The organism is Curtobacterium sp. SGAir0471, assembly GCF_005490985.1.
Lineage (GTDB): Bacteria > Actinomycetota > Actinomycetes > Actinomycetales > Microbacteriaceae > Curtobacterium.
On the sequence record NZ_CP027869.1, the window covers coordinates 1,555,510 to 1,576,679 of the forward strand.

Here is a 21,170-nt window from a genome sequence, read left to right on the forward strand (position 1 = left end):
GAGGATCGTGGGGTGCCCCCCAGCGTACCGAGCGCCCCAGACACCACCGCGAACCTCGCCGACGTGCTCCCGAGTTGCCTCGTCGCGCTCGGCGCCGCCGACGACACGTGGTTGCGCACCACCGGCCGGGAGGCACGGATCACCCTCCGTCCCGCCCGCTCGGTCGTCGTCGTCCTGGTCGACGGTCTGGGGTCCTCGGCGCTGTCGGCCCGCGCCGGACACGCTCGCTGGCTCACCGCCGCCACCGGCGGCGGCACCCTCAAGCGCCTGCGCAGCGGGTTCCCGACGACGACCGCGGCGGCGCTGAGCACCCTGACGACCGGCCGGTCACCGGGCACGCACGGCGTTGTCGGCTACAGCGGCTGGGACCCCGACGGCGAGCGGGTCGTCAACCTGCTGTCCGGGTGGGACGCCGAGGTCCCCGCGGGCTGGCTGCTCAGCGAGACCGTCTTCACCGAGGCCACCGCGCTCGGCGTCGACCCCGTGGTCGTCGGCCCGGCCCGCTACGAGTCCTCGGGGATGACCGCGAACGTGCTCGGAGGAGCGCGGTACGCCGCCGCGGACAGCATCGCGCAGCGGGTCGACGCCGCGCTGGCCGCGACCGCGTCCGGACGCTCGCTCGTCTACCTCTACGTACCGGAACTCGACTCGATCGGGCACAAGCGCGGGTGGGAGTCGGACCGCTGGACCGCGGCGCTCGAGTCGCTCGACGGCGAGCTCGCCCGGCTCGCGGCCCGCTGTGCTCCCGACGTGGGCATCCTCGTGACGGCCGACCACGGCGTGCTCGACGTGCCGGCCGAGGCGAACATCGCGATCGACCCGGCGCTGCTGACGGACGTCGTGGGCATCGCCGGGGATCCCCGCTGCCGCCAGCTGGCCGTCCGCCCGGGTACCGACGTCCCGGCGCTGGTCGAGGCCTGGCGCACGCGCTACGGCAAGAAGGCGTACGTCGCCAGCCGTGACGAGGCGGTGGCCGCGGGCTGGTTCGGCGCGGTCGACGACCGGGTGCTCCCGCGGATCGGCGACGTGGTCGTCGTGGCGCGGGGTTCGTGGGCGTTCAACGACGACCGCGAGGCCGACCCCCGGAAGGAGCCGAAGCGGATGATCGGCCAGCACGGCGCGATGACGGACGACGAGCTCTTCGTGCCGCTGCGCCTGGCGGGGGCGTTCGCGAGCTGACCGCACCCGACGCGTCGGCGGCGCCGGGGCGCCCGACCGGACCCGGGCACGGACGACCGCAGCCCCGCGACGCGACGAGCGTTGCGGGGCTGCACCGGGCCTCCAGTCCGGACGGACCGGACGGGGACCAGGGGATCAGGCGGGGTCCTCCGGGCGGGTGCCGAAGACGATCTCGTCCCAGCTCGGCATCGACCGACGGTTCCGCTTCTTGCGCTCGGAGCGGCTGTCGGTCTCGGGAGCCGATGCCGGACGGTCGTCGCGCTCGGGGGCAGAAGCCGGCGAGTCCCAGCCCTGCAGCGGCACGTCCACGACGCTGATCGAGGTGCCGCGCGGCTCGTCCTGCTGCTCGGTGAACGACGCAGCCTCGCGCTCACCGCGACGACGGCGGAGTGCCTCGAGCAGGTCGGCGGTCTCGTTGCCGGGCGACCGCTCCTCGACCGGCGCGGCGCCGATGCGGGGGAGGGGTGCGCGGAGCGGGCGCTCCTGCGCCTCGGGAGCCGGGGCGTCCTCGGTCTGCTCGACGCGGAAGGCGCCGGAGTCGAAGCGGGTGCCGTCGGCGTCGTGGTGGTCGTTCTCCACCGCGCGGAGGCGCGGGGCGATGCCCTCGTCGTCGGTGTGCGACAGGCGGTGCGCGTCGCCGTTGTCCGGGGTGAGGGTGGAGGTCTTCGGGTCGAACAGCCACTGTGCGTCGTGCTCGACCTCGGACGCGGTGTAGCGGACGCGCACCTGCCAGCCCTGCTCGGCGTTCTTCCACGAGGCCCACTCGACGCCGGTCGCGTCGCCGGACTCGAGCTTCGCCTCGATGGCCTCGCCGAACGTGTCGGGGGCCTCGGCGTCGGTCGGCGTCACCGGTACGCGGCGGGCGGCGTCGAGGACGAAGGCACGCTCGGCCAGCACGGGGCCCTCGAAGCGGCGGACGTACTCGACGTCGACGTCGAGCGCAGCGGCCACGTCGGCAGCGTCGGCACCGCCGCGGATGCGCGCCTGCACGTCCTTCGGCGACACGCGCTTCTGCGGACCGGCGTCGGGGTTCGCCTGACGGACCTGGCTCGACAGCGCCGCGGTGACCGGCAACCGGAACTCGGTGCCGCCGTCGGTCGCGAGCAGGAGTGCCCCGGACTCGACTCCGATGACTCTCACGTCTTGCATGGTTGCGCCTCCCGAGCGTTGCGTACGGTCGTGCTCGTACCTTGCAGGAGTATGCAGCCGCGGGCGTCCGATCCCGCGGAGGCGCACGGGCGTGCCGCGCACTCCCGCACCCCGGGAATGTCCGGGTCCGGCACCGGGTTGCACGGCCTGACGATCCCGCACGGCGTTCGGTTTGCGCTCTCGCGGGTCGTGGTGCAAACTGTCGCCGCCGATCATCGGCGACGACCTCTCGACACGAGAAACGGATGGGCATGGCCACCGATTACGACGCCCCCAGGAAGACCGACGACTCCTCTGACTCGGAGTCGATCGAGGCCCTCAAGGAGCGCGTGCCCGACAAGATGTCGGGGGTCGTCGACGATGATTCCGACAACCCCGGCAGCTTCGAGCTCGCCGGACAGGACCTCAGCGACGTCGACCTCGACGTCGTCGTGCTGCCGCCGCAGGTCGACGAGTTCACCTGCGTCGAGTGCTTCCTCGTGAAGCACCGCTCGCAGCTCGACCACGAGTCGAAGCTCGGCCCCGTGTGCGCGGAGTGCGCGGCGCTCTAGGCACGCTGCTCGTCGGACGGCCCGTCACCCCTCGTGGGTGGCGGGCCGTTCCGCGTGTGCGGGGAGTGCGCCGGGCGCGAGCGGGCGTACCTGGCGGAGGCGGGCGTACCTGGCGGAAGCGGGCGTACCTGGCGTTCCGGAACGACCAGGTACGCCCGAGACCGCCTGGTACTGCACCCGTTGTGGGAAGGAACGGGCGGGGCGGGAGGGAGTGGCGCCTCCCGGCCGGCCGGAGCGCCGCACGCCCGACCGGGCCCCGCCTCAGGAACGCAGGGCATCGACGATCGCCTGGGGGTTGCGAGCACTGACGAGCCAGTACGGCGTCGGATCCGCCGGGTCCGCGACCTCGACGCGCACGACGCCGCGCACGTACCCGCGGAAGAGCGTCCACGCACGGGCGTCGAGCGCCGGACCGCGCTGCGTCGTGGCGGCAGGGCCCTCGTACGCGGCGACCTCGCCGACGAGCGTCCGCGGCAGGTGCGCGCGACCGGCGCGGAACTCGGTGTCCGTGACCTCGATCGTCGGTGCGAGCGCCCAGAGCAGCACGACGATCCCGAGGTACATGCCGATCGCCACGAGGACGCCGGCGAGGACGCTGATCGGCAGGAACACGAGCAGGCTCGCGGGGATGACGAGCGCCGTCGCCAGGTAGAGGGCGGGCGGAGCCCAGAGTCGTTCGCGGTACACGGTCACCCCTCCATCCCACCACGACTCGGGGCAGGTCACGGAACGGTCACGGAACGACCGGGCTCGTGCACTACCCTCGTCTCGTGACCGAACCAGTCGACGTGCTCTGGACCGGGGAGAACGCCCCCGTCCACGCCCACCCCGGAGACGCCGGAGCCGACCTCGTCTCGACCGAGGCCTTCGTGCTGCAGCCGGGGGAGCGCCGCCTCGTCGGCACCGGGCTCCGCATCGCGCTCCCGGACGGGTTCGTCGCCTTCGTCGTGCCCCGGAGCGGGCTCGCGGCGAAGCACGGCATCACGATCGTGAACGCCCCCGGGACGGTCGACTCCGGCTACCGCGGCGAGGTCAAGGTCGCACTGCTCAACACCGACGCCTCCGAGCCGTACGAGGTGCACGTCGGTGACCGGATCGCGCAGGTGATCGTCATGCCGGTGCCGCGGGTCACGTTCACGCGGGTCGACGAGCTGCCCGAGAGCGTCCGCGGTGTGGGCGGCTTCGGCTCGTCGGGCTACGGTGACCAGCGCAGCGGTGCCCTGTCCGGCGCCGCGCACACCCAGGAAGGAACGGGCGAATGAAGTTCGGTCGACGCAAGCGGGACGAGGTCGAGGTGGCGGACGCCGTCGCCGACGACGCCGTGGTCGCGGGGACGACGCCGGAGGTCGACATCGCGACCGACGCCGACGCCGACCTCGACGAGGTGGACGCGGTCGCCCCGACCGACAAGTCGGCGCCGTCCGACCGCGCCGAGAACGGGCCGCACGACGAGACCGAGGCGAACCTGGTCCGCCCGTACGTCGACCTGGGCGGTGTGAAGGTGCTCCCGCGCGAGGGCCTGCACCTCCGCCTCGAGGTCGAGGAGGGCTCGCAGCGCGTCGTCGCCGTCGGGCTCGACTACGACGAGTCCACGCTCCAGGTCCAGCCGTTCGCCGCGCCCCGCTCGACCGGCCTCTGGCACGAGATCCGCGCGCAGATCGCCGACCAGATCGAGCGCCAGGGCGGTCGTGTGGAGGAGGTCGACGGCCCGTTCGGCCCCGAGCTCCGTGCCCTCGTGCCGGTCGTCGTCGACGGCTCGGGAGCGACCGACGGCGCCCGCGCCGCACGCTTCGTCGGCGTCGACGGCCCCCGCTGGTTCCTGCGCGGCGTGATCGCCGGCAAGGCCGCCGAGAGCCCGGAGGACGCCGCCGAGATCGAGGAGCTGTTCCGCTCCGTCGTCGTGGTGCGCGGTACCACGCCGATGCCGCCGCGCGACCTCATCCCGCTGCACATGCCGAAGTCGACGCAGACCGCGGTCTGACGACCGGCTCCCGACGACCGCTCGCGACGCGAGACACCGACGACACGGCCTGGAGGCACGGTGCCGGACCACGACGAGACCCCCCGTCCCGCAGGAACGCCGGACGAGACCGGCGTGCCGGCTCCGCGCACCGGCACGCCGGACGACGCTGCGCCGTCGTTCGCGGCGCAGTTCCGTGCCGCCGTGCAGAACGCCGGCATCGCCCGGGTCGCCCCGGGTGAGGCACCCTCCGGCCGTGCCCTGCTCGGTGCGGTCGGCGGTGTGCGCGGGCTCGCCGAGTCGGTGCTGCCGGGCTTCGCGTTCCTCGTCGTCTACGCCGTCACGAAGGAGCTCGTCCCGAGCGTCGTGATCCCGGTGCTCGTCGGGCTCGTCTTCGTGGTCGTCCGCCTGGCACAGCGGCAGTCGCTCACGATGTCCTTCGCGGGCATCGCCGGCGTCGTGGTGTCCGCCGCCCTGGCGCTGTTCACCGGCCGTGCCGAGACGAACTTCATCCCGGGCATCGTCATCAACTCGGTGTGGCTCGTCGGGCTCCTCGTCACCCTGGCGGTCCGGTGGCCGCTCATCGGCATCGTGGTCGGCTTCCTGCTGCCGCCGAACGAGGACGGGTCCCACGTCGACTGGCGCGCCGACCCCGCGAAGCGCCGCGTGCTCACCGTCGCCACGTGGATCTGGGTCGGGCTCTTCGCGGTCCGGCTCGCGGTCGAGGTGCCGCTGTACCTGACGGCGCAGGTCGAGCTCCTCGCCGCGGTGAAGCTCGTGCTCGGTGTGCCGCTCTACGCCGCCGTGCTCTGGGTCACGTGGCTGCTCGTCCGCACGGTGTTCGTGCGCCGGGAGGACACGGCCGCGGTGTAGAGTTGTCTCGACATCGAGACAGTTTCCCGGGGGCGCGCCCGCACCGTCGGGATTAGGTTTGCCTTGCTGGTGGGACGTTCCGACGCCCGCGATGATGAGGGCACACCGATCAGTAGGGAGGCGGCACAGTGGCTGCAGTCAACAGCTTCGGCTCGAAGGACACGCTCTCGGTTGGGGGTGTCGACTACGCGTTCCACCGGATCGACACGGTGCCGGGGCACGAGAAGCTCCCGTACAGCCTGAAGGTGCTGCTCGAGAACCTGCTCCGCACCGAGGACGGCGCGAACGTCACCGAGGAGCAGATCCGCGCGCTCGGCTCGTGGAAGCCCGAGGCCGAGCCGGACACCGAGATCCAGTTCTCGCCGGCCCGCGTGGTCATGCAGGACTTCACGGGCGTGCCGTGCATCGTCGACCTCGCCACCATGCGCGAGGCGATGGCGCAGATCGGCGGCGACCCGAACAAGATCAACCCGCTCTCGCCGGCCGAGATGGTCATCGACCACTCCGTCGTCGCCGACCTGTTCGGCCGCGAGGACGCCCTCCAGCGCAACACGGACCTGGAGTACGAGCGCAACGGGGAGCGCTACCAGTTCCTCCGCTGGGGCCAGACCGCGTTCGAGGACTTCAAGGTCGTCCCACCGGGCACCGGCATCGTGCACCAGGTCAACATCGAGTACCTGGCGAAGGTCACGTACACGCGTGAGTTCGACGGCGAGCTCTACGCGTACCCGGACACCCTGGTCGGCACCGACTCGCACACGACGATGGTGAACGGCCTCGGCGTGCTCGGCTGGGGCGTCGGCGGCATCGAGGCCGAGGCAGCGATGCTCGGCCAGCCGGTGTCGATGCTCATCCCGAAGGTCGTCGGCTTCAAGCTCTCCGGCTCGATCCCGGCCGGCGTCACCGCGACCGACGTGGTGCTCACGATCACGCAGGAGCTCCGCAAGCACGGCGTCGTCGGCAAGTTCGTCGAGTTCTACGGCGAGGGCGTCTCCGAGGTCCCGCTCGCGAACCGCGCCACCATCGGCAACATGTCGCCGGAGTTCGGCTCCACCGCCGCGATCTTCCCGGTCGACGCCGTCACGCTCGACTACCTGCGCCTGACCGGCCGGTCCGAGGACCAGATCGCCCTGGTCGAGGCCTACTCCAAGGCCCAGGGTCTGTGGCACGACCCGTCGGTGGAGCCCGCGTACTCCGAGTACATGGAGCTCGACCTGTCGACGGTCGTCCCCTCGATCTCCGGCCCGAAGCGCCCGCAGGACCGCATCGAGCTGTCGAAGGCGAAGGACCAGTTCGAGGTCGACCTCGCCAACTACGCGAGCATCGACCACACCCACGAGGACAAGGCCGTCGCGGACACGTTCCCGGCGTCCGACCCCGTCGCGGCCGCCCCCGGTGACGAGCACGCCGTCGACGACCTGCAGGACGCCCCGGCCTCCGAGGTCCCGGTGCACGCCTCGAGCGCACCCGGCACGGTCTCGAAGCCGACGTCGGTGTCCGTCGCCGACGGCGACACCTTCACCATCGACCACGGTGCCGTCGCGATCGCCGCGATCACCTCGTGCACGAACACGTCGAACCCGTCGGTGATGATGGCCGCGGGCATCCTGGCGCGCAACGCCGCGAAGAAGGGCCTCAAGGCCAAGCCGTGGGTGAAGACCACCCTCGCGCCGGGCTCGAAGGTCGTCACCGACTACTACGAGAAGGCCGGGCTCACCAGCTACCTCGAGGACCTCGGCTTCTACACGGTCGGCTACGGCTGCACCACCTGCATCGGCAACTCGGGTCCGCTGCCCGAGGAGATCTCGCAGGCCGTGCAGGACAACGACCTCGCCGTCACCGCGGTGCTCTCCGGCAACCGCAACTTCGAGGGCCGCATCAACCCCGACGTGAAGATGAACTACCTGGCGTCCCCGCCGCTGGTCATCGCCTACGCCCTGGCCGGGTCGATGCACTTCGACTTCGACAAGGACGCCCTGGGGACCGACCAGGACGGCAAGGACGTCTACCTGCAGGACATCTGGCCCGACGCGGCCGAGGTGCAGGACGTCATCGACTCGTCGATCGACACCGAGATGTTCACCCACGAGTACGGCTCCGTGTTCGAGGGCGACGACCGCTGGAAGAACCTGCCGACCCCGACGGGCGACACGTTCGAGTGGGACCAGGAGTCGACCTACGTCCGGAAGCCCCCGTACTTCGAGGGCATGACGATGCAGCCCGACGCGGTCTCGGACATCTCCGGCGCCCGCGTGCTCGCGAAGCTCGGCGACTCGGTCACGACCGACCACATCTCGCCGGCCGGTTCGATCAAGGCCGACAGCCCCGCCGGACGGTACCTCGACGAGCACGGCGTCGACCGGAAGGACTTCAACTCCTACGGCTCGCGTCGCGGCAACCACGAGGTGATGATCCGCGGCACGTTCGCGAACATCCGCCTGCGCAACCAGCTGCTGGACGGCGTGGAGGGCGGCTACACCCGCGACTTCACCACGCCGGACGGCGAGCAGTCGTTCATCTACGACGCGTCGCAGCACTACCAGGAGCAGGGCATCCCGCTCGTCATCTTCGGTGGCAAGGAGTACGGCTCCGGCTCGTCGCGCGACTGGGCGGCGAAGGGCACGAACCTGCTCGGCGTCAAGGCGGTCATCACCGAGAGCTTCGAGCGCATCCACCGCTCGAACCTCATCGGCATGGGTGTCGTCCCGCTGCAGTTCCCGGCGGGCGAGACGGTGGAGTCGCTCGGCCTCGACGGCACCGAGGTCGTCTCGATCTCCGGGCTGACCGAGCTGAACGAGGGCCGCACCCCGAAGACCGTGCACGTCACGGCGGAGCCGAGCGAGCACTCGCCGGCCGGCAAGCAGACGGTCGAGTTCGACGCGGTCGTCCGCATCGACACCCCCGGTGAGGCCGACTACTACCGCAACGGCGGCATCCTGCAGTACGTGCTCCGTTCGCTCGTCTGATCTCGTCCGCGAAACGCAACCCAGGCGGTTCCGCGCAGCGTCACAGCGCTGCGCGGGACCGCCTTCGTCGCGTTCTGCGGAGGGTGGCGGGGCGGACTGGAGGCGCGTGGCGGGCCCGCCACGCGCCTCCCGTCCGTGTCCCGGTTGCGCGGATAGTGTGGGGACCTGCCCCACGAAAGGAGCGCCCGTGAGCCTGCTGAGCAGCATCACGTCGCCGCGCGACCTCAGGCGTCTGTCGGACGCGCAGATGACGGAGCTCGCCGCCGAGATCCGTCGGTTCCTGGTCGCCGAGGTCGCGAAGACCGGCGGGCACCTCGGACCGAACCTCGGTGTCGTCGAGCTGACGCTCGCGATGCACCGTGTGTTCGACTCGCCGCACGACCCCTTCGTGTTCGACACCGGGCACCAGTCCTACGTGCACAAGCTCGTCACCGGGCGGCAGGACTTCTCGCGGCTGCGCGAGCGCGGGGGGCTCGCCGGCTACCCGCAGCGGAGCGAGTCGGAGCACGACATCGTCGAGTCCTCGCACGCGTCCTCGTCGCTGTCCTGGGCGGACGGGATCTCCCGTGCCTTCCGGCAGACCGGGCAGGACGACCGGACCGTCGTCGCCGTCGTCGGCGACGGGGCGCTGACGGGCGGGATGACGTGGGAGGCGCTCAACAACATCTCGGACACCAACGACCGGCGGCTCGTCATCGTCGTCAACGACAACGGGCGGTCGTACGCGCCGACCATCGGCGGCATGGCACGGTTCCTCAGCTCGGTCCGCACGCGCCGTGAGTACCGGGCACTGTTCGAGAAGTCGCAGGCCGTCGCCTCCCGGTTCGGCGCACCCGGGCGGGCGTTCTACCGCGGTGTGCGCGGCGGCCTGCACGGCTTCCTGTCGCGGTTCACGAACAACGAGGCGCTGTACTCGAACCTCGACATCAAGTACATCGGCCCGGTGAACGGGCACGACCAGCGGGCGATGGAGGCAGCGCTCCGACAGGCCAAGGCCTACGGAGCGCCCACGATCGTGCACGCGATCACCGAGAAGGGCCACGGCTTCGAGCCGGCGCTCCGTGACCAGGCGGACCAGTTCCACGCCGTCGGGCACATCGATCCCGAGACGGGGGAGTCGCTCGACGTCTCCGCCGGACCGACGTGGACGTCCGTGTTCGCGTCGACGCTGGCGTCGGTCGGCGCCGAGGACGAGCGCATCGTGGCGATCACCGCCGCCATGCTCCGCCCCACCGGGCTGCACCTGTTCCAGGAGCAGCACCCCGAGCGGGTGATCGACGTCGGCATCGCGGAGCAGCACGCCGTGACGACCGCCGCGGGCCTGGCCTACGGCGGCCTGCACCCCGTCGTGGCGCTCTACGCGACCTTCCTCAACCGGGCGTTCGACCAGGTCCTGATGGACGTCGCCCTGCACCGGGCGGGCGTGACCTTCGTGCTCGACCGCGCCGGTATCACCGGACCGGACGGACCCTCGCACCACGGGATGTGGGACCTCGCGCTGCTGCAGGTCGTCCCGGGGATCCGGATCGCCGCACCGCGTGACGCCGCGACGCTGCGTGAAGAGTTCCGCGAGGCCGTGGCCGTCGACGACGCCCCGACGGTGCTGCGCTGGTCGAAGGGGTCGGTCGGACCGGACATCCCCGCCGAGCGCCGGCTGCCGGACGGGGTGGACGTGCTGCGTTCCCCGTCGTCGGACCAGGAGCCGGACGTGCTGCTCGTCGCGGTCGGGTCGATGGTGCCCGTCGCACTCGAGGCCGCGACGCTGCTCGAGGCACAGGGCATCGGCGCGACCGTGGTGGACCCGCGCTGGGTCGTGCCGATCCCGGCGTCGCTCATCGAGCTGTCGCGCGACCACCGCCTCGTCATCACGATCGAGGACGGCGTGCGCGTGGGCGGTGTCGGGACGCGGCTGCGGCAGGACCTGCGCGCCGCCGGGGTCGACACCGGGGTGAACGAGCTCGGGCTGCCCGACGAGTTCATCGACCACGCGTCGCGGTCGCAGATCCTGGCCGACGTGGGGCTGACGGCGCAGGCGATCGCGCGTGACGTCATCGACCAGGTGGTCGGCACGAAGCTGCCCCAGGCGAAGCCGGCGCGGACGCGGGAGTCCGCCGACCGCTGAGGCTGGCCACGGATGTCCGCAGTTGTTACTGTGTACACATGAACAGCATCTCGGAATCGTTGTCGACGCGGGAGTTCCGCGCCGACCTCGCCGCTGTGATGGGGCGCGCGACCTTCGGGCACGAGCGGATCGCCGTCACGCGCAACGGCAAGGTCGCCGGGGTGGTCATCGGCATCGACGACCTGGAGCTCCTCGAGCAACTCGAGGACGCAGCAGACATGCGTGCGTACCGCGCAGCGAAGGCCTCGGACGACGGCGAGCGGGTCTCGCTGGATGAGCTCCGCGGGGAGGCGTGAGCCGGTACCGCGTCGAGTTCACCTCTTCTGCAGCGAGAGCGATCCGGAAGCTCCCGAAGAACGTCCGGACGCGCTTGCTCGACGCCGTTGCCGCCCTGGCCGACGAACCACGTCCGCCTGGTGCCCGCAAGCTCGCCGGTGCCGAGATCGCGTGGCGGGTGCGCGCCGGCGACTACTGGGTGATCTACGAGATCGAGGACCTAGCACTGCTCGTCACGGTCGTCCGGGCTGCCCACCGTCGTGAGGTCTACCGGTAGGACCACGATGGTGCGCGGTTCGGCGAGCGTCGGCGTCGGCGCGGGCGTCGAACCATGAAGCCGACATCGAACCAGGACGAGTGCCTGGTTCGATGTCGGTTTCGTGGTTCGATCGCCGAGCGGCGGTCAGCGCGAGGCGGGGCCGACGACCTTCGGGTCGTGGAACGTGCCGCCGAAGACGCGCTCCGAGGCGCCGGAGCGGTCGAGGTACGGGCTGATGCCGCCGGCCTGGAACGGGTAGCCCGCGCCGAGGATCAGCCCGAGGTCGATCTCCTCGACGTGCTCGACCACGCGGTCCTCGAGCATGCGGTGCACCTCGTCAGCCAGGGCGTCCTCGAACCGCTGCTGCATCGTGGCCGCGTCGACCGGTCGCGCGTCCTTCTTCGACGGCGCGACGAGCTTCACGGCGGCGGGGTCGTACCCGGTCGCGTTGCCCTTCTTGTCGCGGGTCAGGATCGTCCCGTGCTCCGCGATCCGCTTCAGCCCGTCACCCGGGTAGAAGCGCTCGGGCCACGCTGCGTGGTGGGAGTCCAGCACGTGCGCGCCGACGGGCAGGCCGACGAGCTCGAGCAGCTCGAACGGTGACATCGGCAGACCGAGCGGAGCCGCGCCCTCGGCGACGGTCTCGAAGGGGGTGCCCTCCTCGACGCCGTGCATCGCCTCGCCGAGCACGCGGGCGAGCACCCGGTTCACGACGAAGCCCGGCTGGTCGGCGGTGATGATCGCGGTCTTCTTCAGGGTCTTCGCGACGGCGAGGGCCGTGGCGAGGGCCTCGTCCGAGGTCTTCGCGGCGCGGACCACCTCGAGGAGGGGCATCACGGCGACCGGGTTGAAGAAGTGGAAGCCGACGAGCCGCTCCGGGTGATCGAGCACCGACGCCATCTCGTCGACCGACAGCGACGAGGTGTTCGTCGCCAGGATCGCGTCGGGCGCGATGACCTGCTCGATCTTCCGGAACACGTCCTGCTTGACGGACATCTCCTCGAACACGGCCTCGATGACCCAGTCGGCCTCCGCGAACGCGTCGTACGACACCGAACCGCTCACGAGTGCCTTGATGCGGTTCGCGTCGTCCGGGGAGACCCGCTTCTTGGCGAGCAGCTCGTCGACCGAGGACCGGATGCGCTCGACGCCGGCGTCGACCCGCGACTGGTCGACGTCGGTGATGACGACCGGGACCCCGAGCCGTCGGGCGAACAGCAGCGCGAACTGGGACGCCATGAGCCCGGCACCGAGGACGCCGACCTTCGTGATCTTCTTCGCCTCGACGCCCTCGGGAGCACCGACGGGCTTCTTCGCGCGCTTCTGCACGAGGTCGAACGCGTACATCGACGCGGCGAACTGGTCACCGGCGAGCAGGTCGGCCAGGGCGTCGTCCTCGCCGGCGAAACGCTCGTCGAGCGACCCCGACTTCGCCGCGGCGACCAGGTCGAGTGCGCGGAACGGCGACTTCGGAACGGTGCCGATCTTCGCGGCGACCTGCTGCCGAGCCACCTTGACGACGGTGCCCCACGCGGCCTTCTCGAGCATGCCCGGCTCGTTCTTCCGGACGACCTTGGTGCGGCCGGCGACGACGCCGTCGGCCCAGGCGACCGCGGACGGTAGGAAGGTGACGGACGGGATGAGCGCGTCGCCGATGCCGAGCTCGACGGCGGCCGGTCCGTCCATGAGCCGGTTGTTCTTGAGCGGATTCTCGACGATGACGCGGAGCGCCTTCTCGGGTCCGATCAGGCGGGGGAGCAGCGTGGCGCCACCCCAGCCGGGGATGATGCCGAGGAAGACCTCGGGCAGGCCGATGCCCTGCGCCGCCGACGAGAACACCCGGTAGGTGCAGTGCAGGGCGATCTCGAGCCCACCACCGAGCGCGATGCCGTTCACGAACGCGAACGACGGCACACCGAGGTCGGTGAGCTTGCGGAGGGTGGCGTGCCCGAGTGCGCCGAGCTCGTGGGCGACCTCGCGCGAGGGGAGCGCCGCTGCCTGGGACAGGTCGGCGCCGGCGGCGAAGCAGTACTCCTTGCCGGTGATCGCGACCGCCTGGATGGTGCCGGCGGATGCCGCAGCGCGCAGGGTGTCGAGCACGTCCGACAGCTCGCGCATGGTCCGCGGGCCGAGCGTCGAGGGCCGCTTGTAGTCCTTGCCGTTGTCGAGCGTGACGAGGGCGAGCGTGCCACCGGACGGCAGCGGCACGTGCTTGACGTACGAGTGGGTGACGACCTCGTCGGCGCTGAGCTCGGTCAGCTGGTCGATCGGGGTGGTGGTCATCGTCAGGCCGCCTTCCGTGCCGCGCTCTTGCTGAAGTTCGGGTTCTCCCAGATGACGGTGCCGCCCTGGCCCAAGCCGATGCACATCGTCGTGATGCCGTACCGGACGTCCGGCCGCTCGGCGAACTGCGCCGCGAGCTGGTTCATCAGGCGCACACCGCTCGACGCGAGCGGGTGCCCTACTGCGATCGCGCCACCCCACGCGTTCACGTTCGGGGAGTCCTGCGCGATGCCGTAGTTGTCGAGGAACGCGAGCACCTGCACGGCGAACGCCTCGTTGATCTCGAAGAGGCCGATGTCGTCGATGGTCAGGCCCGCCTTGCGGAGCGCCTTGTCCGTCGCGGGCACGGGGCCCACGCCCATCACCTCGGGCTCGACGCCGGCGAAGGCGAACGAGACCATGCGCATCTTGGTCGGCAGGCCGTGCTGCTTCGCGCCGTCCTCGGAGGCGAGGAGGCTCATCGTGGCACCGTCGTTGAGACCGGCCGCGTTGCCGGCGGTGACCCGTCCGTGGGGCCGGAACGGCGTGCGCAACGCAGCCAGGGCCTCCAGGGTTGTGCCCGGCCGCGGCGGCTCGTCGGTCGTGACGATGTCCCAGCCCTCGCCGGTGTTCACCTCGACCGGGATCACGTCCGGCTGCAGCTTGCCGGCCGACCACGCAGCGGCGTGGCGCTGCTGCGACTGGACCGCGAAGGCGTCCGTGCGGTCCTTCGTGATGGCGGGGAAGCGGTCGTGGAGGCGCTCGGCGGTGCTGCCCATCACGAGCGCGTCGGACGCGACCATGCGCTCCGCGACGAAGCGGGGGTTGACGTCGGCACCGAAGCCCATCGGGTGGCGACCCATGTGCTCGACCCCGCCGGCGATGGCGACGTCGGCCGCGCCGAACGCGATCGCGCCGGCGAGCGTGGTGACGCTCGTCATCGCACCGGCGCACATCCGGTCGATCGCGTAGCCCGGGACGGACTTCGGCAGTCCCGCGAGCATGCCGACCGTGCGACCGAGGGTCAGGCCCTGGTCGCCCTGCTGGGTCGTGGCGGCCACGGCGACGTCGTCGACCGCCGCGCCGTCGAGCTGGCTGTTCCGGTCGAGCAGGCCGCGCATCGCGTGGACCGCGAGGTCGTCGGCGCGAGTCTTCCAGAACACCCCCTTCTCACCGGCTCGTCCGAACGGTGTGCGCACACCGTCCACGAACACGACGTCTGCTGCCTTGGCCAATCCGGGCCTCCAGATCCTCTTCGATCGAGTCGGGGCACGTTCCGCCCCGACCGGCCGGGCCGAGCCCGGCGACGGTACCGACGCTATGCCCGCCGGCTGGGCGGACGCATGCCGGTTGGGGTGTTCCTACGAGCCGGTGTTGCTCTCGGCAGCAGGCTGCTGTGCGGCGTCGACAAAGGCGTGCGCGATGATCGACGCCGTCTCCTCGACCTGCCAGGGCCGGGCGTCGTGCGTGGCGAGCGCGGCCCCGACGGTCTCGGTCGCGATCGGCGTCGGCGGCTCCCAGGACACCACCCGGAGGGTCTCCGGGGTGAGCAGGTTCTCGACGGGGATGTCGAGTTCCTCGGCGCGCGCGACGACGGCGGCCCGTGCGGCCTTGTACCGGAGGTCCGCCTCGGGGTTGCGGTCCGCCCAGGCACGGGGCGGCGGGAGCGTGGCCTCGCCGGTGCCGCGGAGTTTCGGCAGGTCCTCGGTGGTCCGGCCTTCCTCGACGGCCGCCCACCAGCGGTCGAGCTCGGACCGGCTCGCGCGACCGGTGAAGGCCTTCACGGCGCTCAGTTCCGACTTCGAGGCCGGGTTCGCCGCGGCGGCCGCCACGATCGCCGAGTCCGGGATGATCCGCCCCGGAGCGGTGTCGACCTCGCGGGCGTACGCGTCGCGTGCGGTCCACAGCGACCGGGCGATCGCCAGGGCTCGGGCACCGCGGAGCGCGTGCATGCCGGACAGGCGGCGCCACGGTTCGGCCTTCGGCGGCTTCGGGGCGCGGGTCAGGACGGCGGCGAACTCCTCGGCGGCGATCCGGGACTTGCCGGCGGCGTCGAGCACCGCGGCGAGGGCGTCCCGTAGGTCCGGGAGCAGCTCGACGTCGAGTGCGGCGTAGACGAGCCACGCCTGGGGGAGCGGACGCGTCGACCAGTCGGCGGCGGAGTGCGCCTTGGCGAGGGTGATGCCGAGGAGCTGCTCGACGACCGCGCCGAGACCCACGCGCGGGAACCCGGCGATCCGTGCACCCAGCTCGGTGTCGAAGATGCGGGTCGGCACGAGGCCGACCTCCTGCAGGCAGGGCAGGTCCTGCGAGGCGGCGTGGAACAGCCACTCCTCGTCGACGATGGCCTCCTGCAGCTCGGCGAAGTCGCCGATCGCGATCGGGTCGAACAGGAACGCACCGGCACCCCGGCGGAAGACCTGGATGAGGTAGGCGCGCTGCGAGTACCGGTAGCCGCTCGCGCGCTCCGCGTCGACCGCGACCGGGCCGCGCCCGGCGGCGATCGCGGCGACCGCCCGCAGGTACTCGTCGCGGTCCTCGATCACGCGGACGGTGGCGTGCGAGTCCTCGAACGCGGGATCGGCCGAGCGCGCGGGGTCAGCCGAGCGCGCGGAGTCGGCCGAGCGCGCGGAGTCGGCCGAGCGCGCGGAGTCGGCCTGGCTGGCGGGGTCGGTCACTTCGTGGTCCTCCTCGGAGCCAGCAGGGTCACGCCGTCCGACGCCGGCGGGAGCCCCGCGAGCATCGCGACGATCTCCTCCCAGGCCTCGACGTGCGCGGTCAGGTCCTCGTCGCGGGGCGTCCACGAGGCCCGGAGCTCGAGCTGTGCGCCGTCGCCCTGGGCCGCGAGGTCGCCGTAGCCGCGCGAGATGATCTTGGTCGCCGTGCCCGACGCCCGGTCGTACGTCGCCCCGTGGGCCGCGAGCGCGTCCACCAGCCAGCTCCAGGTCACGTCGGCGACGAACTCGTCGACGCCGATCTCCGGTTCGAGCGGTGCTTGGGCGAACGTCACGACGCGGAACGCGCCGCCCCAGCCCTCGGGCTCGTCGGGGTCGTACAGCGCGATGAATCGGCCGGTCCCGAGGTCGGAGTCGATGCCGTGCACGGCCCCCGAGACGTCCGCCGCGAGGGCGATCGAGTGCGGCGCGATCCGTGACGGTGAGGGGATCTCCGTCACCGTGGTCTCGGTGCGGGTCCGGCCCGATGCGACGAACGCGCGCAGGCGTTCGAAGGCCTCGGGCTCTCGGGATTCGGACACGCTTGCAGACTAGGCTCCGGACCATGTCCCGATCAGCGCGACCCGCCGAGGACGTCGTCCAGGAGACCGCACGATCGGCCGGTCTCGTCGCGCTCGGGGCCGGCGTCGCCGCAGCCGCAGTCGCGACGGCTGTGCTCGGCGGGTTCGTCGCCGCGGTGGCGCGGGCGGTCGTCACGCCCGACCGGAAGCGCGTCGAGCGGGTCCCGATCCACGCGGTCGACCCCGGGCGGATGACGGTCACCATCGAGCGGACCGCCGACACCGAGCTGCAGGGCCGCTACAGCCTCTGGTTCGGCGGCGGAACCGGGCACATGCGCATCGGCGAGGTGCTCGGCACGACGGACACGACCGTCACCCGGCGCATCATCGCGATCGACGCCGGCGACCCGACCGCTGCTCGACGCGGACGCTGGGGCGGCTGGTTCTACCTGACGCCGGGCGAGCTCGACGTCCCGGTCGAGGACGTCGACATCCCGACCCCGAACGGCCCCGCACCGGCGTGGGTCGTCCGCGCCGACGACCCGGACGCGCCCTGGGCGGTGCTCGTGCACGGCCGTGGGGTCACCCGCGCCGAGACGATCCGCGCCGTCCCGGTCTTCCGTGCCGCCGGGTACTCGGTCGTGCTCGCGTCGTGGCGGAACGACGGCGTCGCCCCGCGCAGCGACGACGGTCGCTACGGACTCGGCAGCACCGAGTGGGAGGACGTCGACGGTGTCCTCCGCTGGCTCGCCGCGCAGCAGGCGCGGAGCGTCGTGCTCATGGGGTGGTCGATGGGCGGCGCCGTCGTCCTGCAGACGCTCGTCCGGTCGCGCTTCGCCGGGCTCGTCGACGGGATCGTGCTCGAGTCGCCGGTCGTCGACTGGCACGCCGTGCTCAAGTCGCAGAGCCGGGTCCTGAAGCTGCCGCGCCCGGTGCGCAAGATCGCCCAGCGCATCCTCCGCACGCCCGTGCTGCACCACGTCGCCGGGCTGCACGACCCGGTGGACCTGCGCGAGCTCGACATGGTCGCCCGGGCCGACGAGCTGTCGGTGCCGATCCTCATCCTGCACAGTGACGACGACGGCTTCGTGCCGTCGTCGGCGTCGCATGAGCTGGCGCGGGTGCGGCCGGACATCGTGCGGCTCGAGGTGCAGACCTCCGCGCGGCACACGAAGCTCTGGAACCACGACGCCGACTGGTTCGACGCGAGGATCCTCGCGTGGCTGACCGAGGTGGTGCAGCCGACGGACGCGACCAGCGCCCGGTAGACGCGACTGCAGACGGCCTGGAGGCACGGTGCCAGCTGGCACCGTGCCTCCCGTGCGTCCCGGGTCAGCTCCTGTCTTCGCCCTGATCGTCCGCGGGTCGTCGCGCGATCGTCGTCGCGAGGACCGCCGTGCGGTCCGGCGTGAACGCGACGGTCACCACCGCCCCGGGCACGTCGAGCGCACAGAAGGGGAGGTCGTCAGCGCCGGAGCGGGACACCGCGGCGACGAAGGACTCGAGGTCGAGGACCGTGGAGCCCCGCTCGGCGGCCAGACCGTACTTGATCGCGAACGTCTGTGCGGTCGATCGAGCGCCCTGCTCGAAGAGCCTGACGCGATCGTCGGGTGCGAGGAGTCGGACGAGTTCGAGCGCCCGGTCCGCACCGGGTGCTGCGGAGGCTCTGAGGAGCGTCGCGAGTTCGTCGGCGCCGATGGTCTCGACCCCGGCGGATCGGTCGGTGACCGTGGCGGACAGGAATGTTCCGTCCGTTGCCCGGAGCAGGATCGTGACGAGCTCGTCGCCGAAGTCGACCTGCCGGACGAGGACCGGTTCGTCCCCGAGCGCGTCGAGGGGCGCCACGAGGGCATCGTTGCCGGGCTCGCCCGCTCGTCTGCTCCGGCGGAGCGCGCGAGCCAGCGCAGCGGCGGGGGCGTCGTACGCGAGCACATCGGTGCCGTCCGGGACAGCGGCCAGGACCTCGTGGGCACGGTCGGGGACGCCGAGGCATCTGGGGAGAGTGAGGCGGAGCAGTGGCACGCTCGTGCCCGGGGTCGTCACGTCAGGCCTGCACGAGGATGTGGGGAGCAGCCGTCGTGTGACGGGCGTGGCCGTGCCGACTACCGAACACCGTGACCTCCGTCGCGCTCGTCCGCGGCGCGGATGAGCTGGTCCGGCCGGGGGAGTTCGGTCGGCATCTCCGTCGTGAACCACGGGAGCTCGACGGAATCGATCCGGCCGTCGAGCATCCTTACGAGGACCTCACCCGCGAGCGGTGCCTGGTCGGTGCGGTAGGCCAGTGATCCCGGGAGGGGACCGTCGGGGAAGTCGGTTCGGGGTGTCTCCTCGAGCACGACGTCCCAGATCCGCGGAGCTGTCTCGTGGACGGCCCGCACCGCCTCGGCCTGCAGTCGGAGCTCCGCCGTTCCCGGCGCGGGGAGCGTGTCGAGGAACGCGAGCAGGAGCGACTGGACGCGGTACGCCGCATCGTCAGCGTTCCGGCTGCCGATCGAGGGTACCTCGACCGCCGGACCGAACAGCCGCTCGAACGCTTCCGAGACACCGATGACCGAGGGATCGAGGACCACGGTGGCCTCGCCGCTGTCGAAGAAGTCGATGCGGAGGACCGCCTGGGCGGGGTCAGCGGCGGCGCCGAACGAGACGCCGAAGAACTCGCCGTCGATCAGCTGGTCGTTGTCGCGGACGAGTGTCAGCATCTCGTCGTGTGAGAACCACAGGCCAGGTGGCGGTGCTGCTCTGAGACGACGGTCCCACTCGTGCACGTTCACGGTCGATCCCGAGCGCATGACGATGTCGAGATCGGTGACGAGCCACCGGAGCGGTGGGACGGTCAGCGATGTGAAGACGTCGTGGAACGCGGGGAGCAGGTGTTCGTCCGACGGCCGTGTCCGGAAGGACAGGAGGCCGCTTTCGGTCTCTGGGTGGTGGAGCCAGATGGCAGGGCCCCCACCCGGCATGATGATGATCCGGGTCGGCGGCGTCTCCGGTCCGATGTAGTGCCACGACTCGAACTCAGGGTGCGGTCCGGCGCTCAGACGCGAGCCATCGGAGAACGTCATCGACAGCGTCGATCCCGTGGCGTGCGCCTCGGTGACCACGAGCGTGTGCAGGCGGAGAGCCGGCACCAGCCCCGACTTGTCGCCCTCCGGATCGATCATCGTCGCGGCGTCGGGGGACCGACCGAGGGAGAACGGACACTCCAGGATGACGGTGGCGCCGTTCGAGAGCAGGAGTCGGAGCGAGTAGTCGACCCAGATGGCGTCGACCGTCTCTCCGACGAGGAGCAGGGGGACGTCCTCGACGACCACTTCGCTCATCGCGCGCTCTTCCTCGGGCGGTCCGGAGTCAGGCGTGCTCGCTCAGCCGGTCGAGCGGGCAGCTCGGGTGCTCGAGCGTCCGCCTCGGTCCTGTAGATCTCGCCCCAGGCGATGCTCGCGAGCATGGCTTCGGCAGACAGATCGACATCAGGCAGACATATCTGCACGAAGTGCGGGAAGGCGGGGATTGTCCAGAGGTCCTCATCCTCAAACCGACTCCACAGCAACAACTCACTGATGCCGAGCGGGTGACCGATCTCCTGACCGTTGACGGGTGGATCGCAGCTGACCATCAGCGCATGACGACCGTTCGGAAGCTCAACCGGTCGATCGACCTCGCACCGGAAGACGGACGAGAAGCGCCGCTGTCCATGGACGAGAGGAAGAACACTTCATGCATTTCAGAACTCCGGTCTGATGCCGATATGCACGATCAATCGAACAGCTCCGACCACGCAATCCCCGGTCGGTAACGAACTTCTTCGAAAGCCGGCAGCCAGCGACCGATGCCATGATGAGCCTGAATGGCTTTCTCCAAGATCAGTGGCGAGTCGATCGCGCGACGAGGAACCTCCTTCGACTCGGGTCCTGAAGCGCGCCGAACCCTGGAGCCGCTGAAATCCGTGATCTTGACGCCATCGAGTTCTGCAGCCCCGTAGGTGAAGGCAGGTAGGTACCGCTCAGAGTCGGCAGCAGCGTGTCCGATGATCTCCCACATCCCTGGTCGAAATCGGGAGTCAAAGATCAGCCGGGCGAACAGCGGTTGCGACCCCGTTAGATCCTCGAGTTGGAGCGACGGGTCCTGGTCAGCTCCGAAGATTTGGTCGAAGACGATGACATAGAGAGCAGATTTGTACTCGCCTAAGACTTGGCCGACCGAGCGGCGCTGGTCGTCAACGGGAATCGTGAACACGTCTCCGATGGCCACGTCGTAGACGCTCTTCGCGCTGTTCAACATCCAGCGAGCGATGCCGTGATGAGCCTCGAACGCTCTCTCCAGTGCCACTGGCGAGGGGAT

Annotated in this window: 19 protein-coding genes; 10 read left to right on the forward strand and 9 right to left on the reverse strand. The window is 71.1% G+C overall.

Annotated elements, in window-relative coordinates:
* Positions 1 to 12 precede the first annotated feature (12 nt).
* Complete coding sequence (locus C1N91_RS07115; RefSeq protein WP_254678379.1) at positions 13 to 1,179, forward strand: alkaline phosphatase family protein; 1,167 nt, start codon at positions 13 to 15, stop codon at positions 1,177 to 1,179.
* A gap of 135 nt (positions 1,180 to 1,314) precedes the next feature.
* Here the strand turns inward: C1N91_RS07115 and sepH are convergent, their stop codons facing one another.
* Complete coding sequence (gene sepH / locus C1N91_RS07120) at positions 1,315 to 2,319, reverse strand: septation protein SepH (protein WP_175415947.1); 1,005 nt, start codon at positions 2,317 to 2,319, stop codon at positions 1,315 to 1,317.
* Positions 2,320 to 2,579: 260 nt separating this feature from the next.
* Here sepH and C1N91_RS07125 point away from each other — a divergent pair, with 260 nt between their 5' ends.
* Positions 2,580 to 2,879: a DUF4193 domain-containing protein gene (locus C1N91_RS07125; RefSeq protein WP_031272446.1), complete on the forward strand. Its 300-nt coding sequence runs from the start codon at positions 2,580 to 2,582 to the stop codon at positions 2,877 to 2,879.
* A gap of 261 nt (positions 2,880 to 3,140) precedes the next feature.
* Here the strand turns inward: C1N91_RS07125 and C1N91_RS07130 are convergent, their stop codons facing one another.
* The gene (locus C1N91_RS07130) at positions 3,141 to 3,572 is read right to left on the reverse strand and encodes a DUF3093 domain-containing protein (RefSeq protein ID WP_137767171.1); all 432 of its coding nucleotides are present in this window, start codon (positions 3,570 to 3,572) and stop codon (positions 3,141 to 3,143) included.
* 77 nt (positions 3,573 to 3,649) lie between these two features.
* On the opposite strand from C1N91_RS07130, the gene dut reads away from it, so the two are divergent.
* From dut to C1N91_RS07165, 7 genes are all read left to right on the forward strand, one after another.
* Positions 3,650 to 4,141 (forward strand): dUTP diphosphatase, encoded by a 492-nt coding sequence (gene dut, locus C1N91_RS07135; RefSeq protein ID WP_137767172.1) that lies wholly within the window; start codon positions 3,650 to 3,652, stop codon positions 4,139 to 4,141.
* Positions 4,138 to 4,860, forward strand: coding sequence for a DUF3710 domain-containing protein (locus C1N91_RS07140; protein WP_254678380.1), 723 nt, complete (start codon positions 4,138 to 4,140; stop codon positions 4,858 to 4,860). The genes dut and C1N91_RS07140 overlap by 4 nt, the downstream gene beginning before the upstream one ends.
* Positions 4,861 to 4,920: 60 nt before the next feature.
* Positions 4,921 to 5,712: a DUF3159 domain-containing protein gene (locus C1N91_RS07145; protein ID WP_254678381.1), complete on the forward strand. Its 792-nt coding sequence runs from the start codon at positions 4,921 to 4,923 to the stop codon at positions 5,710 to 5,712.
* 128 nt (positions 5,713 to 5,840) lie between these two features.
* Entirely contained in the window at positions 5,841 to 8,678 is a 2,838-nt protein-coding gene (locus tag C1N91_RS07150) for an aconitate hydratase (protein WP_137767173.1), read from the forward strand.
* Between the two features lie 187 nt (positions 8,679 to 8,865).
* The gene (dxs, locus tag C1N91_RS07155; RefSeq protein WP_137767174.1) at positions 8,866 to 10,800 is read left to right on the forward strand and encodes a 1-deoxy-D-xylulose-5-phosphate synthase; all 1,935 of its coding nucleotides are present in this window, start codon (positions 8,866 to 8,868) and stop codon (positions 10,798 to 10,800) included.
* Between the two features lie 38 nt (positions 10,801 to 10,838).
* Positions 10,839 to 11,096 carry a type II toxin-antitoxin system Phd/YefM family antitoxin gene (locus C1N91_RS07160; RefSeq protein WP_137767175.1) on the forward strand — a complete coding sequence of 86 codons (258 nt, stop codon included), beginning with the start codon at positions 10,839 to 10,841 and terminating at the stop codon, positions 11,094 to 11,096.
* Positions 11,093 to 11,353: a type II toxin-antitoxin system RelE family toxin gene (locus C1N91_RS07165; protein WP_137767176.1), complete on the forward strand. Its 261-nt coding sequence runs from the start codon at positions 11,093 to 11,095 to the stop codon at positions 11,351 to 11,353. Before C1N91_RS07160 ends, C1N91_RS07165 begins: the two co-directional genes overlap by 4 nt.
* A gap of 126 nt (positions 11,354 to 11,479) precedes the next feature.
* Here the strand turns inward: C1N91_RS07165 and C1N91_RS07170 are convergent, their stop codons facing one another.
* The 4 genes from C1N91_RS07170 to C1N91_RS07185 form a co-directional block, all read right to left on the reverse strand.
* Positions 11,480 to 13,618 (reverse strand): 3-hydroxyacyl-CoA dehydrogenase NAD-binding domain-containing protein, encoded by a 2,139-nt coding sequence (locus tag C1N91_RS07170; protein WP_137767177.1) that lies wholly within the window; start codon positions 13,616 to 13,618, stop codon positions 11,480 to 11,482.
* A gap of 2 nt (positions 13,619 to 13,620) precedes the next feature.
* Complete coding sequence (locus tag C1N91_RS07175) at positions 13,621 to 14,832, reverse strand: thiolase family protein (protein ID WP_137767178.1); 1,212 nt, start codon at positions 14,830 to 14,832, stop codon at positions 13,621 to 13,623.
* 126 nt (positions 14,833 to 14,958) lie between these two features.
* The gene (locus tag C1N91_RS07180) at positions 14,959 to 16,143 is read right to left on the reverse strand and encodes an HRDC domain-containing protein (protein WP_137768711.1); all 1,185 of its coding nucleotides are present in this window, start codon (positions 16,141 to 16,143) and stop codon (positions 14,959 to 14,961) included.
* A gap of 128 nt (positions 16,144 to 16,271) precedes the next feature.
* A complete protein-coding gene (locus C1N91_RS07185) occupies positions 16,272 to 16,853 on the reverse strand; it encodes a DUF3000 domain-containing protein (RefSeq protein ID WP_137767179.1) in 582 nt (193 codons plus the stop codon).
* A gap of 23 nt (positions 16,854 to 16,876) precedes the next feature.
* Between C1N91_RS07185 and C1N91_RS07190 the strand changes: the two genes are divergently transcribed.
* Entirely contained in the window at positions 16,877 to 18,100 is a 1,224-nt protein-coding gene (locus tag C1N91_RS07190) for an alpha/beta fold hydrolase (RefSeq protein ID WP_175415949.1), read from the forward strand.
* A 64-nt stretch (positions 18,101 to 18,164) separates the two neighbouring features.
* Here C1N91_RS07190 and C1N91_RS07195 read toward each other — a convergent pair whose 3' ends face one another.
* The 3 genes from C1N91_RS07195 to C1N91_RS07205 all read right to left on the reverse strand — a co-directional run bounded on the left by C1N91_RS07195 (position 18,165) and on the right by C1N91_RS07205 (position 21,158).
* Complete coding sequence (locus tag C1N91_RS07195) at positions 18,165 to 18,875, reverse strand: hypothetical protein (protein WP_137767181.1); 711 nt, start codon at positions 18,873 to 18,875, stop codon at positions 18,165 to 18,167.
* A gap of 59 nt (positions 18,876 to 18,934) precedes the next feature.
* Positions 18,935 to 20,152: a DUF6188 family protein gene (locus tag C1N91_RS07200; RefSeq protein ID WP_137767182.1), complete on the reverse strand. Its 1,218-nt coding sequence runs from the start codon at positions 20,150 to 20,152 to the stop codon at positions 18,935 to 18,937.
* Between the two features lie 433 nt (positions 20,153 to 20,585).
* Positions 20,586 to 21,158, reverse strand: coding sequence for an Imm26 family immunity protein (locus C1N91_RS07205; protein ID WP_137767183.1), 573 nt, complete (start codon positions 21,156 to 21,158; stop codon positions 20,586 to 20,588).
* Between the last annotated feature and the right edge of the window lie 12 nt (positions 21,159 to 21,170).